Raw genomic sequence first — 13,212 nt, forward strand, 5'->3', positions numbered from 1 at the left:
TCTCGATCGTGGAGTCAGCGCGGTGGGCACGTCCGGTCGGTTCTGTGGTCAGTTGCGTCCGCCTCGTCGCCCATCGGATTGCCCGTGGTGAACAGTGAGGTGGTTGGCGACCAGGACGCCTGTCCGGGGTGTGGTGCGGCAGCCTGTCGGACACGCGTGCGGGCTCAGGCGTCGTGGCCATCGGTCTGCCGTCGCCAGACCAGCACGGTGACGGTGCCGGCGAGGATCGCCGCGGTGAGGGCGAAAGGGATCGGGATGAGGGGGTCGACGAGGACGAGGAGCCCGGCCAGAGGCAGGGCGGTGTTGACGACGCGGTCGGCGTGGGGCCTGATCGCGAGGGCCCAGATGCCGAGGACGAAGACGGCGAGCGGGATTGTGTAGGCGAAGGACGCGTAGGGCTGGTGCAGCGTGGTGTGCCCGGTGAGGACGTCGATCTCGACCTCGATGCCGGCGGAGAACGCGCCTGCGGCGGCGAAGATGAAGAAGTGCCCGTAGACGTAGGCCAGGGAGCTCACGACGTCTTTGATGGCGTGGTGGTGCGGGGGCCAGAAGTAGATCCACCACAAGGCCGCCGTGGCGATGAGCGTGAGCGCGGCGATACCGATGAGCCGGCCGGGCGACTCGGCGTCCCGCAGTGCCTCGATGATCGCGTTGGCGGAGGCGAGCAGGCTCTCGCCGAGGAGGATGAGGGTGAACAGGCCGTAGCGCTCGGTGATGTGGTGCGGGTGCCAGGGCGTGGTCCCGGTGCGCTCGGCGAGGATCGGCACGACGATTTCCGCGGTGACGAGCACGATCAGCGCGACGGTGAACATCCCGGTGGGAAGGAGCAGGGAGGCGAGCCACAGGGCTTGGACCAGTGAGATGCCGGCCGCGTACCTGAGCGTGGCCCGGCGGGTGGGGCCCGACGACCGGGACGCGCGGAGCCACTGGGCGACGAGTGCCGCGCGCATGACGACGTAGGCGATGATGAGCACCGAGTAGTCGTGTTCCTCGAAGGCGGGCCCGATGCCGGAGGCGAAGACGAGCACGCCACCCATCTGCACGATGGTGGTCACCCGGTACAGCCAGTCGTCGGTGTCGAAGGACGTGGCGAACCAGGTGAAGTTCATCCAGGCCCACCAGATCCCGAAGAACACGAAGCAGTAGTTGAAGATCCCGTCGAGTACGTGCCCCTCGGTGAGCCCGTGGTGCAGTTGCGCGGCGGCGATGCTCACGGCGACGACGAAGACGAGGTCGAAGAACAGCTCCAGCGTGGACGCGGCCCGTCCGGCCTCGTTCGGGTCGCGCGGCCTCATCGGGACGAGCCGGAATCGGGAATCGAGTGTCATGACGTGGGTCTCTCCGCGTGCGAGCGCCCCGGACGCCTGGGGGAGCGTCCGGGGCAGGTGGTCGGCAACTCGGTGCGTGGTGCGTCTGTCGACATCAGACGGAACCGGCTGCTTCGCACAATTCCACAGTGGATCGTGGGCGGCCACTTCGGCCGTTGATTCCGGGATTAACGATGACGGGCAGAATTGCCATTAATTCATCAGATTCGTCTTCGCAGTGGTGTTCAGCGACTTCGGCGAATGTGCTCCCGTTTCGGACTTCGACATGCCGGCGAAGAGAGAACCCGGCCCGACGGCGGAGAGTTCGTCGATGGCGGTGTCGTAGTGCCTGAAGTCCCCCTGCGTCCAGCGTCGACCAGGACTCCGGATCAGCACGAGCGATGATCCCCTTCTCGATCGATAAGCTATCCTTGACTTCATGTCCTGGCTGTTCGATCCGCGGCATCTGGTTACCCTCGAGGCGGTCGTGCGGCTCGGTTCGTTCGCCGCTGCCGCCGACGAACTGGGCTACACCCAGTCCGCGGTCTCGCAGCAGGTCGCGGAACTGGAACGACGGGTCGGCGCGCGGGTGGTGGTCCGGCGGCCCGTCCGTGCGACCGAAGCCGGGCAGGTACTGCTCGACACCGAGGCCGCGATCAGCACATCGATGAGTCGCGCTGCCACCGAGCTCGCGGCGCTCGCGGACGGAACCGGCGGCGAGGTGCGGCTCGGCGCGTTCATCTCGGCGGCAGCCTCCATCGTCCCTCCCGCGCTCGCACGCCTGCGGGCGACCCATCCGGGAGTCCACATCACGCTGCGCGAACTCGAGCAGCGCGAAACGCACGCGCTGCTGGTCCGGGGCGAGGTCGACCTGGCCATCACGTTCGACTACGAACACGCTCCCGAGCCGGCGCCGGCCGGGCTCAGGCAACAGCACCTCATGGACGATCCGATCATGGTCGTCCTTCCCGCCGGCCATCCCCTGGCGGGAGCCGACAGTGTCACCCCGGCCGACCTGCCGTCGGACGCGTGGATCAACACCGCGGTCGACGTCCGCGACTTGGCCGCGTCACCCGTCGGCGGCGACCGGGGAAGCGGACATCGGCTGGACTTCGACGGCATGGACTTCCGCACCGCGCTCAACCTCGTCGCGGCAGGACTCGGCGTCGCACTGCTGCCGCGGCTGTTGCTGCTGGACGCTCCCCCGAGCGTCGTGGTTCTGCCCATGCGGCAGCCCACGATCGTCCGTCGTCTCCACACCTGCCGGCTCGACACGAGAGGCGTGGCCGCGTCGATCAGGCGGCTGGAAATGTCCCTGCGGGAAGCGGTGGCGGAACTCTGAAACGACTCCGGATGGCCGACGAGACCGACTTCAGTCCACTCCGGCCACGGTGACCTCAGGATGTGCGGCCGTCCTCTTGCGCCGGACGGATTCAGTCACCAGCAACACCGAGCCGAACGACACGGCAGCCATCAGGGCCAGGTACAGAGCGATCGCGTTGGCCGTGTGGAACTCGGCGAACAGCGAGGTGGCGATGATCGGCGCGAGCGCACCGCCGGCGACGGCGCCGATCTGGTAGCCCACGGAAACGCCCGAATACCGCACGCCGGCGCCGAACATCTCGGAGAACAACGCCGGGCACGGGCCGTAGGTGAGGCTGAAGACGACCTGCGCCACCACGAGTGCCAGCGTGATCAGCACGGGCGAACCCGTGTTCACGAGCCAGAACATCGGAAAGCCCCACACTGCGAGCAGCACCGCGCCGGTGAGGAACACGCGCCGCCGGCCGATGCGATCGGACAGCGCGGCGGCCGCGGGGATCGTGAGTCCCGACGCGACAGCCGACACGAGCACCGCCACGAGGATCGTGCCGCGCGGTAGTGAAAGCGCTTGCGTGGCATAGGAGAGGATGTACACGGTCAGCAGGTAGTAGGCGCCGCCGTTGATCACGGTCGCGCCCGCGGCCAGCAGGATCTGCTTCGGGTGCGAGCGCAGGAGTTCCAGCAGCGGCGCGCGGCGCCGGGCCGGCTCTTCCGGTGCGGGGTGGGTTTCTTCGGCCCGCGACTGCGCGTAGAGCCCCACGCCGATCAGCACGATGCTCAGCAGGAATGGGATCCGCCAGCCCCAGGTGAGGAAGGCGGCCGGTGACACGGTGGCCGAGAGCACGAGGAACATCACGTTGGAGAAGATCAGCGCGATCGGCACCCCGAGCTGCGCGAAGCTGCCGTAGAAGCCGCGTTTGCCCTCCGGCGCGCACTCCGTGACGAGCAATACCGCACCGCCCCATTGACCGCCCAGTGCGAGGCCTTGGATCAACCGCAGCACCACGAGCAGGATCGGCGCGGCCACGCCGAGCGTGGCATACGACGGCAGCAAACCGATCGCGGTGGTCGCCGCGCCCATGATCATCATGGCGGTCACCAGCGCCGGCTTGCGGCCGAACTGGTCACCGAAGTGCCCGAACACGGCGGCCCCCACGGGCCGGATCAGGAAACCGACGGCGAACGTGCTGAACGCGAGCAGCGTGCCCGCGACCGAATCGACCGAGGGGAAGAAAAGCTTGTTCAGCACCAGCGCCGAAGCCGACGCGTAGATGAAGAAGTCGTACCACTCGATGGCCGAACCGGCGACGCTGACGAGGATGTTCTTTCTCATCTGCCGCGCCGTGCGGGCCGGTGGGGACAGCTGGCTCATGGGGTGAACTCCGTTGTTCGGTGGGGACTTGCGGACCTTCGCGATCAGCGGGCGACCGAGACGGCCGCGCGGCGGTGTTCGACCGTGGTCAACGCGCGGACCACTTCAGAACCCGCCTTCACTCCCCCGCGGGATGTTTTCACCCAGCTCGAAATACTTCGAATGGTGAAAGATCAACGGAGAAACATCGCCCACCTCCTTCGCCCCCAGGTCGACAACCTCGCCCACGAAGATCGAGTGGTCTCCTCCGTTGTAGACACCCCATTTACGGCACAGGAACCAGGCCAACGAGTCGCCGACCACCGGGCAGCCGTCACGCACGTCCATCTTTACCTCGGCCGAGACGGCCCACGGGCTGCGAGCGTAGAAGTCGGCGATCGCGCCTTGTCGATTCCCGAGCACGCTGAGCCCGTAGTAGCCGTCGGTCGCCTGCAGCAGCTCGTGCATGCGGCCGGGCTTGTTGACGCTGACCGCGCAGAGCCGGGGCTTCAGCGAAACCGGTGAGAACGAGCTGGCCGTCATCCCGTGCACGCCGTCGCCGTCAGGGATCGTGACCACGCTGACACCCGTCGGGAAATGCCGCAACGCGTGCCGGAAAGCCAAGGCATCACGTCCGTCGGGAACGAACGTGCTGGTGGGGACGGTCACTGCCGATCACTCCTCCTCGTGAGGCCGTCTGTCCGGCCGCCGGTAGGTCTGGCGAGCAGCATCCATCAGCGATCGCGGACCGCGCCAATGCGCGTTCTGCCGCCCGACATACCAGGAGTGGCATACCGCTACGACGCGACAAGCTCCCGGAGAATGCCGATCATCGCGCTGGCCGCGGGCGTGACTTCCCGGCCGGCGGCCAACGTGATCCCGACGCTGTGACTGGCCAGCTCGAACTCCGGCCCCAAACTCACCACACCCGCCAGTCCTTCGTGGATGGAGACGGACAGCGCGGCGATCGAGTCCGTGGCGAGGAGCAGATGCCTCACCGCGAGGTACGCCGTGGTCTCGACCCGGTTGACCGGCAGCGGAATACCACGAGCGCTGAAAAACTGGTCCAGCTCGCCGCGCAAACGAGCCTCCGCGTCGGGAAAGATCCACGGATAACCGGAAAGCTCCGACGCATCGATCCCTTCGCGGCCGGCCAGCGGATGCTCCGCGCGGACCACGAGCGACACGGCCTCCTCGTGCAGTGGGAGCCGGATGAAGTGTTCGTCCGTCGGCTGCGTCAGCCGGCCCACCACGAGGTCGAGGCGTCCCGACCCCAGTTCCGACAGCAGCCTGCGGGGCAAGGCCTCGGTCAGCTCGACGGTCAAGAGCGGGTGCCGGGCCTTCAAGACCTCCACCGCCCGCGGGACCAGAGCATTCGACCCCGTGAGGTGGATACCGATCGCGACCGTCCCGCGGTCGGCGTCCCGTAGCTGCGCCATGTGCTTCCCAGCCTGGCGAATCTGGGACACGACAGCCCGAGCATGCGCCGCGAACGCCTCACTGAACGGCGTCGGCAACAACCCCCTCGGGTTCCGGTCGTACAACGCCACCCCGAGGATTTCCTCGAGTTCGCGCAGCGTGCGGGTCGCGGCGGGCTGGGTGATGTTCAAATCATCGGCGGCCGCCACCAAGGTGCCGCGGCGCGCGATCGCGTCGACCAGCAGCAGATGCCGGATCTTCAACCGCCCGTCGAGAAGATTGGGCGTCATCACGGTGCTCGACATACCGATACACACAGAACTCCAGCCCACATTGGCATCGTGGCAACATACCGCAATCCGGCTCCGACGGAGCGCGTACGAGGCAGGAGCGCACGTTGCGCGCGAGCCTTCCCCGGCGGTCGCCACGACCGTCGGTAAGAACCGCCGGCCGCGCGCCACGAACGTCCTGTAGCCCGATCCGGGAATCACCCGGAGTCCGGATTTCGCGTGAAGGAGCAAACGGTCATGAACGAGAGTTTCGAGGGCCAGAAGGTCGTCGTGGTCGGCGGCAGCAGCGGTATGGGGCTGGCCACGGCCCACCAGGTGGTCGCCGCGGGTGGCACCGCCGTGATCACGGGCCGGAATCCCGAGCGAGTCCAGGCGGCAGTCGAAGCTTTGTCGCAGAAGGGAAAGGCCTGGGGCATCACGACGGAGCTGACCGACCGTGACCAGGTACCCGAGGTCCGCAAGCAGCTCGCTGCCGAACACGCCGATGCCAACCTGCTCGTCAACGCGGCGGGATTCTTCATCCCGAGGCCGTTCAGCGAATACGACGAAGCCTTCTACGACTCGTACAACGAACTGAACCGAGCGCTGTTCTTCATCACGCAGACGGTCGTCGCGGGCATGGTCGCGGGTGGCAAGGGCGGCGCCATCGTGAACGTCGGCTCGATGTGGGCGCACCAGGGCATCGCGGCGACCCCGCACACCGGTTACTCCGTGCAGAAGGGCGGTATCCACTCGTTCACCAAGGCACTCGCGATCGAGCTCGCCCCGCACGGGATCCGGGTCAACGCGGTCGCTCCCGCGGTCGTCAAAACGCCCCTGTACTTGGGCTTCGTGCCCGAGGACAAGCTCGACGAAACAGTCGACAGCTTCGCCGGCGTTCACCCGCTGGGGCGGGTGGGCACACCGGAGGACATCGCGAACGCCGTGTCGTTCCTGCTGTCGGACAAGTCGAGCTGGATGACCGGCGCCATCGTCGACGTCGACGGCGGCGTGATGGCCGGCCGCAACTGACCCGGGATCGGCAAAGCCTGGACAACCGAAGCCCGTCGGCGCTGAGCGCGAGCCAGCCCCGCCGGGCGTCCGGAACCGGTCACGGACCCACGGTTCCCGAATTCGTTGCGCCTCGGCGACCACGGCGGGTGGGCGCCGGTGCCGGCACCCGCCCGCCGGTCCGTCAGGAGGCGACGATCCCCTCACCGCCGACGGCGTCCGGCACCGCGATCGTGCCGACTGCCGTGAGGCTGCCGTCGCGCCCGATGCGGAAGGCGTCGACTTCGCCGTCCTTTCCGGCCTGGGCGTAGAGGAACTTGCCGTCACCGGACGCGGTGAGGTCGATCGTGCCGGCCGAAGCAGGCGTGTGGCCGATCAGCTCGAGCCGGCCGTGGCCCACGGAGTAGGTCGTGATGGTCCCGCTGCCGGCGTTGGCGGCGTAGGCGTAGTCGCCCGCGACCGTGATCCAGCAGGTCGCCGCCTGGCCGGTGGCCACGGTCTGGGCGACGGTCGCGCGTCCGGCCTTGTCGAGGTGGACCGAGGCGACCGCGTTCGGGCCCGCTTCCGTGAGCAGGACCCGGCCGCCGCGGTCGAAGGCGAAGCCGAAGGGAACCGAGCCGGCGCCGGTCGACGTGACCGTCGGCTGGGCGGACAGTCCGAGCAGAGTGTTGACCGAGTAGACCATCAGGCTGTCGCCGACGGCCTTGGTCGCCACGACGAGGTGCGATCCGTCGGGCGTGAACTCGACCTGGGCGGGGGTGTGCGTGAACTGAGGTTCGGCGTTGGGGTCGAGCCCCAGCGCCCGGTGCTGGCCCGGCAGCGGGATCAGGTGACCGCCGAGGTTCCAGTAGCCCTGGAGCGACCCGCCGTCCAGAGCGTTGAGGACGTAGACCCGGTCACCGTGGACGGCGACACTCACGGGGAATCGGCCGCCGGAGGCGAGAGTCTGGATGCGGACCAGCCGGCTGCCACGGACGGCGAACACGGTCACGGTGTTGCTGCCGGCGTTCGTCGCGATCAGCACTTGATGGCGTACGTCGTAGGCGAGCGAGCCCTGTGAAGCCTGGTGGTCGACGACCGACCCGTCCAGCACACCGCCGAGGCCACCGGTCTGGTACACAGCCGTTTGCGTCAGCGTCCCGTCGGTGGACCGGCGGTAGGCGACGACAGCGTTGCCCTTCGGGCTGTCGGTCTGCACGAACACCGCACCACTGTGGTCCTGTACCCCGGACGCCGAGGCCTCCGGAGCCGCGATCGTGATGGTCGCCAGAACAGCGGCAGCCCCGAGCGCGGCGCGGGTGATGATGTGTCTTGCCATTCTTTTGTCGGTTCCTTTTCTGTGGTCTCGCCGTTCGTTGTGAGACGGCGAGTCAGCGGCGCAGTTCAGTCGCGGCCGGGCACCGCGAAAGTGCGCGAGTAACGAGCACCGAAGCAGGCCGGCACACCTGGACCGAACGGCGCGCCACGCGACCCGTCGAGCGACAGGACGCGACCATCGGTTCCTCGTACGGGTGACTAGGTGTCGCTCGACCGCGCCGTCTTACCGACAGCGCCGCGATCATCCCTCGACGGACTTTCCCGGGGTACGAACGGGCAAATACGTGCGATCTCGCTCGACAAACGGGCCGGCGCCGGCGCGCTGTGGTGCGCGCCGGCGCCGGTAGCGAGGCAACGGGAGAGAACGGGCTCAGTTTCCGGCAGGCTCCGGTGCGACTCGAAGGACGACCGGACCACCGTTGGCGCCGGAAACAGCGCGCTGGAGGGCCGTCGCCGCCTCGGCCAGTGGCAGTGTGGCACCCACCGACAAGGTCAGCCTGCCATCACCCAGGAGCAGACAAAGCTCCTCGAGCTGGGCCGAATCCGGGCGCACGTAGACGTCAGCAACGCTGATGCCACGCTCGGCCGCCGGCGGGTCGCCGGTGATCGTCGCCATCCGACCGCCCGCTCGCAAAGCCAGGACGGCGTCGGCGCTGCCTCCGGAAACAGCGTTGACGGCGGCGTCGACGCCGACGCCGCCGGTCAGTTCACAGACGCGATCCGGCCAGCTGCTGTCGTGGTAGTCGACGACCTCGGTCGCCCCGGCCCGGACCACTCGAGCGGTGCTCGACGGTCCGGAAGTGGCGATCACCCGGACCCCACGCAGTGCGGCGAGCTGCACAGCCAACCCGCCGGTTGTCGTACCGGCACCGTGGACGAGCAGCGTCTCGTTCTCGGCGACTTTGAGCGCTTCGGAGAGCACCTGCTCCGCAGTGAGCGCAGGCACCGGGAACGCCGCCGCCGTGTCCCACGGCACGCCGAGAGGCTTCGGCACGAGCAGATCGGCGTCCACGACCAAGCGCTCGGCCCAGCAACCCTGGTGACGCAGCGGAACCGGATGGCCGAGAACTTCGTCGCCCGGCCGAAGGTTCGCGACCTTCGAACCGACCGCGACCACCGTGCCGGCGACTTCCACGCCGAGGGCCATCGGCGGTGTCAACCCGACGTTCCAGGCCCCGTCTCGGACAATGCCGTCCCAGTTGCCGACGCCGGCCGCCGCAACCTCGACCAACACTTCCCCGGGACCGGGACCAGCAGGCTCGGGGAGGTCGAGCACCTCGACTCGGCCACCGATCTCACGCACTCCAGCGGCACGCATCAATTCTCCCTTTCACTTTGATCGATTTGGTATTTTTTGACCGCTCGGCGATGGGGCCGACTTCATCCGCGCCGGCAAAGGTGCACGCGGGCGGCGCAATCGGTTGGCCGCGATCGACCTGCATCAAGACAGCCTCAGGTACGGGATGAACCGGCAACGAACGTGCCCCGATATCGGGTGCTTTTCGCCACCGAGTCGCGGCGGCTCCAGCCAGGTCGGCAGTGTCGGATCACATACGCGCCAACAGAGCTGCAACCTGATCGGCATCCGGGTGTTCGGGCTCACGGATCTCCAGCGCCGGGGTATCCGCGCGCCGTAATTCCTCCCACACAACCACACTAGTCACCCTTTGGACCCGTGATAGAGTCCAAATCCTCGAAAGAAATGGGTACCAATTCCGGGATGGAACTCTTACTGCCGATCGAACCGCCGACGCCCGGACAACCACGCCGGGTTCAGCTCGAAAGCGCCCTGCGCGAGGCGGTGCGGAGTGGCCGGCTAGCGGCCGGCGAGCGGTTGCCCGCCAGCCGCGTATTGGCCGAAGACCTGGGAATCTCCCGGCGCCTTGTGGTCGAGGTCTACACGCAGCTCACCGCCGAGGGCTATCTGGTCAGTCGGCCGGGCTCCGGTACCTGCGTCTCCGAGCTGTCCCTCCCGCCGGCGACCGAGGTGCCGGACGCTCTCCGGTCGGGAGAGGGCGTACCTCGATGGGACATGCGTCCTGGCATTCCGACGCTGTCGGCGTTCCCTCGCCGCCTCTGGCGGCGTGCGTGGACGGCCGCGCTGGCCGCCGCGGCGGATTCCGATCTGGGCTACCCCGACCCCGCGGGACATCCCCGGCTGCGCCGAGTGCTGGCCGCTTACCTCGGCCGGGTCCGCGGCGTGGACGCCGACCCCCAGCGGCTGTTGATCTGCGCGGGCTTTACTCAAGGTCTCCACTTGCTCGCACAAACGCTGCGTACCCGAGGTGCCATGACCGTCGCGCTCGAGGACCCCGGCTTGCCACACCGGGCGCCCATCCTGCGCCAGGCCGGCCTGACCGTCCTGCCCGTCCCGGTCGATGCCGACGGCATCCTCGTGGATCAACTACCCGAGCGGGGCGTCGACGCGGTGCTGACCACGCCGGCCCATCAGTTCCCCACCGGTGCGATCATGGCGCCCACCCGCCGGGAGGCGGTGCTGGCCTGGGCCGGGAGATGCGGCGCCATCGTCGTCGAGGACGACTACGACGGCGAGTTCCGTTTCGATCGACGTGCCGTCGGCTGTCTGCAAGGCCGTGCGCCCGACCGTGTCGTCTACGTTGGATCCACCAGCAAGACACTCGCCCCGGCGGTCCGGTTGGGCTGGCTGGTCAGCCCGGCCGAGCTGCACGCCGAGCTACTGCCGAACAAGTTCCTCGCCGATCACGGCAGCCCGACTCTCGATCAGCTCGCTCTGGCCCATCTCGTCGAAGCCGGCGATTACGACCGGCACATCCGCGCCGCCCGGACCCGCTACCGAACAGCCCGGCGAGCACTCGAACTGGCCATCACCCGCCATCGCGTGCCCCTGCGGCTCGTCGGGACGGCCGCCGGGGTCCAGACCCTCGCCACGCGACTCGACGACACCCACCCCGATCACTTGACCGCGCGCGCACGAGCCCACGGGATCGTTTTCGACTCCATCACCCGCTACCAGCTCAACCCTGACCCGAACCCTGACGGTGTGGTGATCGGCTACGGCAACATCGCATCACACGCCATCGACGAGGCCATGGCCCTGCTCGCCACCACCATCAGGGGACATCGCGGAGCAGTCTGCTGAGGAAGCACGCCGACCAGACCGCTTCGCCGGATGAGAACTGGTCCACCGAGTCCCGTCCGTGGGCCCGGACGATCGGAGCCGAAGTCAGGCCTCGAACGCCCTGATGCAGTCGATCGCCATGTCCAGCGCGACCTTCATGGGCGCGACGTCCTGTTTGGTCTGCGCGAGCAGGTACCCGCCTTGAAGGGCCCCGATCAGCCCGATCGCGAGCCGCTGAGCGTCGGCGTCGGGCCGCAGCTTGCCGGCGACTCGCATCCGCTCCAAACCCTCCGCGATCAGGCCTTCCCACCGCTCGAAGTGCGCGGCGAGCTCTGAACGTGCTCGTTCGTTCCGGTCGGACAGCTCACTCGCCATCGAGCCGAGGGGGCAACCGTACGCACCGTTGCGCAGGGCGTTGTGCTGGACGACCGCGTCTCGCCACCGCTCGAGACCCCGCATGGAGTTCAGCCGCCTCAGCTGCTCCTCGTGCCAACCGAGCAGGACCTGCGCCCGGCGGCCGATGACTTCCTGGACCAAGGCGTCCTTGTCATCGAAGTGGTGATAAAGTTGCGACTTGCTCGTGCCGCTGGCCGCGCGCACATCGTCCAGCGTCGTCGCGGCCACGCCCTTCACAGACATCAAATCGACCGCCGCTTGCAGGATTCGGGCGCGCGTCGCCTCACCCCGCGCCGTCAGCCGGGTAGCCCTCACCGTGCGCTCCGGTTCTGCCACGGTGACAGGTTACCGCACGCGCACCTGCGACGACGGACGCGACAGCCATCGGGGGTCGGTCATCCGCCGAGGTCAGCGAGGACCAACTGGGCCAGAACGCCGGCCCGGCCGTTCGCCACGAAGGAACACCCTCAGGACGGGCACAAACGCACTCCGGGCCGATCATCGGCCTCGCGCGGCGAGGACGTGGCGGAGCATGATGTCGAATGGCTCCAGCACGTCGCCCGATGTGCCCGCCTTCCGGTACCGGCCCATCGCACCGACGAGCGCACCCATGACCGCGGTCGCCAATTCGGCCGGCCTCGACCCGATCGCGAGCTCGCCGCGATCGCGCAGCCGCAGGAAGGCGCCTTCTAGCGCGGACTGCCACGGCCCGAGGCTCGTCGCCAGGGCCTGGCCGGCCCGGCCGTCGCGCCCAGTCAACTCGTGGACGACGATGCCCAGCGGGTATCCGGCCGAGATCCACGTGGCGCGATAACGGGCCACGACATCGTCACGCCACCGGTAGAGGTCGTCGGGGCTGACCGCCGCCATCAGCCGGCGGCCGGGACCCTCGAAGACGTCGCGAACCTGGATCCGCACCACCTCCGCGACGAGCGCCTCGACGTCCGCGAAGTACCCACGCAGCCACGATGCGCTCACGCCCGCCATGTCGGCCACCACGGTGAGTTCCGCGGCTCGCAGCCCGCGCCGGCACAACAGGTCCACCACCGCGGCCAATACCCGTTGCCTTGCAGCGCCATCGGCCACGGACTCGAAGCTCGCCCCCTCTCCGGCGGAATCACCGGTCATGACCCGACCCCCCGGCGCAACAGAACGATCACACTTGCCCGGACCTCATAAACTGGACTGATAGGTCCCTTATCTCGCTCTTCGACAACGTTCGACGTCCGGCCATTGCCCCCAGTCGCAGCGACCTCATTTGCTGAAGTTTCCCAGTGAAAAGCATCATTATTCGCAGACATTCGGGCACGGCGTCGAATCGGCGCCACCTCAAGGTCCAGCATGATGCCACCGTATACTGGACCCTGAGGTCCAAGCAAAGCATGTACCACCACCGCGTGGCGCGTCACAGCGCGACCTCACGCTCCCGTGAGAGCCGCGTTCCCGACCCGCTGCCTCGCCTCGACCGCCGTGGCGCGATCGCCATCCCGTGGCGCGATTCGCGGCGGACTGAAACCCGAAAGGAATCGGTAAGCTCGGCTCAGCGGCTGCGGCAGATCTCGGGGCTCGGCCTCGACGAACGCCGGACGGGACAGCGTGCCGGCCCCGCCGCCACGAACGATCCGCCCCGGGTTCGCCGCGCCTTCCCGTCGACCGAACGCACGGCGCCAATGCGGCTACCAGGGAGGATACCGTTGCTCGCGCGGGTACGCCGCCTTC

General features: G+C 68.2%; 12 protein-coding genes. 3 read left to right on the plus strand and 9 right to left on the minus strand.

Features of this window, described 5'->3' with window-relative positions; translation table 11 throughout:
* Nucleotides 1–164 precede the first annotated feature (164 nt).
* Nucleotides 165–1,328: a low temperature requirement protein A gene (locus AB0M56_RS22320; protein WP_364179145.1), complete on the minus strand. Its 1,164-nt coding sequence runs from the start codon at nucleotides 1,326–1,328 to the stop codon at nucleotides 165–167.
* A gap of 418 nt (nucleotides 1,329–1,746) precedes the next feature.
* On the opposite strand from AB0M56_RS22320, the gene AB0M56_RS22325 reads away from it, so the two are divergent.
* Entirely contained in the window at nucleotides 1,747–2,649 is a 903-nt protein-coding gene (locus AB0M56_RS22325) for a LysR family transcriptional regulator (RefSeq protein WP_364179147.1), read from the plus strand.
* Between the two features lie 30 nt (nucleotides 2,650–2,679).
* On the opposite strand, the gene AB0M56_RS22330 is transcribed toward AB0M56_RS22325, so the two are convergent.
* The 3 genes from AB0M56_RS22330 to AB0M56_RS22340 form a co-directional block, all read right to left on the minus strand.
* A complete protein-coding gene (locus tag AB0M56_RS22330) occupies nucleotides 2,680–4,002 on the minus strand; it encodes an MFS transporter (protein WP_364179149.1) in 1,323 nt (440 codons plus the stop codon).
* Between the two features lie 105 nt (nucleotides 4,003–4,107).
* Nucleotides 4,108–4,650 carry a flavin reductase family protein gene (locus AB0M56_RS22335; protein ID WP_364179151.1) on the minus strand — a complete coding sequence of 181 codons (543 nt, stop codon included), beginning with the start codon at nucleotides 4,648–4,650 and terminating at the stop codon, nucleotides 4,108–4,110.
* Between the two features lie 128 nt (nucleotides 4,651–4,778).
* Nucleotides 4,779–5,705: a LysR substrate-binding domain-containing protein gene (locus AB0M56_RS22340; RefSeq protein ID WP_364179153.1), complete on the minus strand. Its 927-nt coding sequence runs from the start codon at nucleotides 5,703–5,705 to the stop codon at nucleotides 4,779–4,781.
* A gap of 222 nt (nucleotides 5,706–5,927) precedes the next feature.
* On the opposite strand from AB0M56_RS22340, the gene AB0M56_RS22345 reads away from it, so the two are divergent.
* Nucleotides 5,928–6,701 (plus strand): SDR family oxidoreductase, encoded by a 774-nt coding sequence (locus AB0M56_RS22345; RefSeq protein WP_364179155.1) that lies wholly within the window; start codon nucleotides 5,928–5,930, stop codon nucleotides 6,699–6,701.
* Between the two features lie 163 nt (nucleotides 6,702–6,864).
* On the opposite strand, the gene AB0M56_RS22350 is transcribed toward AB0M56_RS22345, so the two are convergent.
* The 3 genes from AB0M56_RS22350 to AB0M56_RS22360 all read right to left on the minus strand — a co-directional run bounded on the left by AB0M56_RS22350 (nucleotide 6,865) and on the right by AB0M56_RS22360 (nucleotide 9,439).
* On the minus strand, nucleotides 6,865–7,998 hold the full coding sequence (locus tag AB0M56_RS22350; protein ID WP_364179157.1) for a beta-propeller fold lactonase family protein: 1,134 nt from the start codon (nucleotides 7,996–7,998) through the stop codon (nucleotides 6,865–6,867).
* 369 nt (nucleotides 7,999–8,367) lie between these two features.
* Entirely contained in the window at nucleotides 8,368–9,315 is a 948-nt protein-coding gene (locus AB0M56_RS22355) for an NADP-dependent oxidoreductase (RefSeq protein WP_364179159.1), read from the minus strand.
* Nucleotides 9,293–9,439 (minus strand): hypothetical protein, encoded by a 147-nt coding sequence (locus AB0M56_RS22360; protein ID WP_364179161.1) that lies wholly within the window; start codon nucleotides 9,437–9,439, stop codon nucleotides 9,293–9,295. Before AB0M56_RS22360 ends, AB0M56_RS22355 begins: the two co-directional genes overlap by 23 nt.
* Nucleotides 9,440–9,717: 278 nt before the next feature.
* Here AB0M56_RS22360 and AB0M56_RS22365 point away from each other — a divergent pair, with 278 nt between their 5' ends.
* Nucleotides 9,718–11,118, plus strand: a complete 1,401-nt coding sequence (locus tag AB0M56_RS22365) for a PLP-dependent aminotransferase family protein (protein WP_364179163.1) — start codon at nucleotides 9,718–9,720, stop codon at nucleotides 11,116–11,118.
* An 84-nt stretch (nucleotides 11,119–11,202) separates the two neighbouring features.
* Here the strand turns inward: AB0M56_RS22365 and AB0M56_RS22370 are convergent, their stop codons facing one another.
* Together AB0M56_RS22370 and AB0M56_RS22375 are read right to left on the minus strand one after the other, a co-directional pair.
* The gene (locus AB0M56_RS22370; protein WP_364179165.1) at nucleotides 11,203–11,829 is read right to left on the minus strand and encodes a TetR/AcrR family transcriptional regulator; all 627 of its coding nucleotides are present in this window, start codon (nucleotides 11,827–11,829) and stop codon (nucleotides 11,203–11,205) included.
* Nucleotides 11,830–11,991: 162 nt separating this feature from the next.
* Entirely contained in the window at nucleotides 11,992–12,621 is a 630-nt protein-coding gene (locus AB0M56_RS22375) for a hypothetical protein (RefSeq protein ID WP_364179167.1), read from the minus strand.
* Nucleotides 12,622–13,212 lie beyond the last annotated feature (591 nt).

Source organism: Amycolatopsis sp. NPDC051372 (assembly GCF_040682095.1).
GTDB lineage: Bacteria > Actinomycetota > Actinomycetes > Mycobacteriales > Pseudonocardiaceae > Amycolatopsis.

Excerpts from the sequence above, each read along its gene's own strand:
- AB0M56_RS22325 (WP_364179147.1), top strand. The coding sequence starts at position 1,747 with ATGTCCTGGCTGTTCGATCCGCGGCATCTGGTTACCCTCGAGGCGGTC.
- AB0M56_RS22330 (WP_364179149.1), bottom strand. The coding sequence starts at position 4,002 with ATGAGCCAGCTGTCCCCACCGGCCCGCACGGCGCGGCAGATGAGAAAG.
- AB0M56_RS22340 (WP_364179153.1), bottom strand. The coding sequence starts at position 5,705 with ATGTCGAGCACCGTGATGACGCCCAATCTTCTCGACGGGCGGTTGAAG.
- AB0M56_RS22350 (WP_364179157.1), bottom strand. The coding sequence starts at position 7,998 with ATGGCAAGACACATCATCACCCGCGCCGCGCTCGGGGCTGCCGCTGTT.
- AB0M56_RS22345 (WP_364179155.1), top strand. The coding sequence starts at position 5,928 with ATGAACGAGAGTTTCGAGGGCCAGAAGGTCGTCGTGGTCGGCGGCAGC.
- AB0M56_RS22355 (WP_364179159.1), bottom strand. The coding sequence starts at position 9,315 with ATGCGTGCCGCTGGAGTGCGTGAGATCGGTGGCCGAGTCGAGGTGCTC.
- AB0M56_RS22320 (WP_364179145.1), bottom strand. The coding sequence starts at position 1,328 with ATGACACTCGATTCCCGATTCCGGCTCGTCCCGATGAGGCCGCGCGAC.
- AB0M56_RS22365 (WP_364179163.1), top strand. The coding sequence starts at position 9,718 with ATGGAACTCTTACTGCCGATCGAACCGCCGACGCCCGGACAACCACGC.
- AB0M56_RS22375 (WP_364179167.1), bottom strand. The coding sequence starts at position 12,621 with ATGACCGGTGATTCCGCCGGAGAGGGGGCGAGCTTCGAGTCCGTGGCC.
- AB0M56_RS22360 (WP_364179161.1), bottom strand. The coding sequence starts at position 9,439 with ATGCAGGTCGATCGCGGCCAACCGATTGCGCCGCCCGCGTGCACCTTT.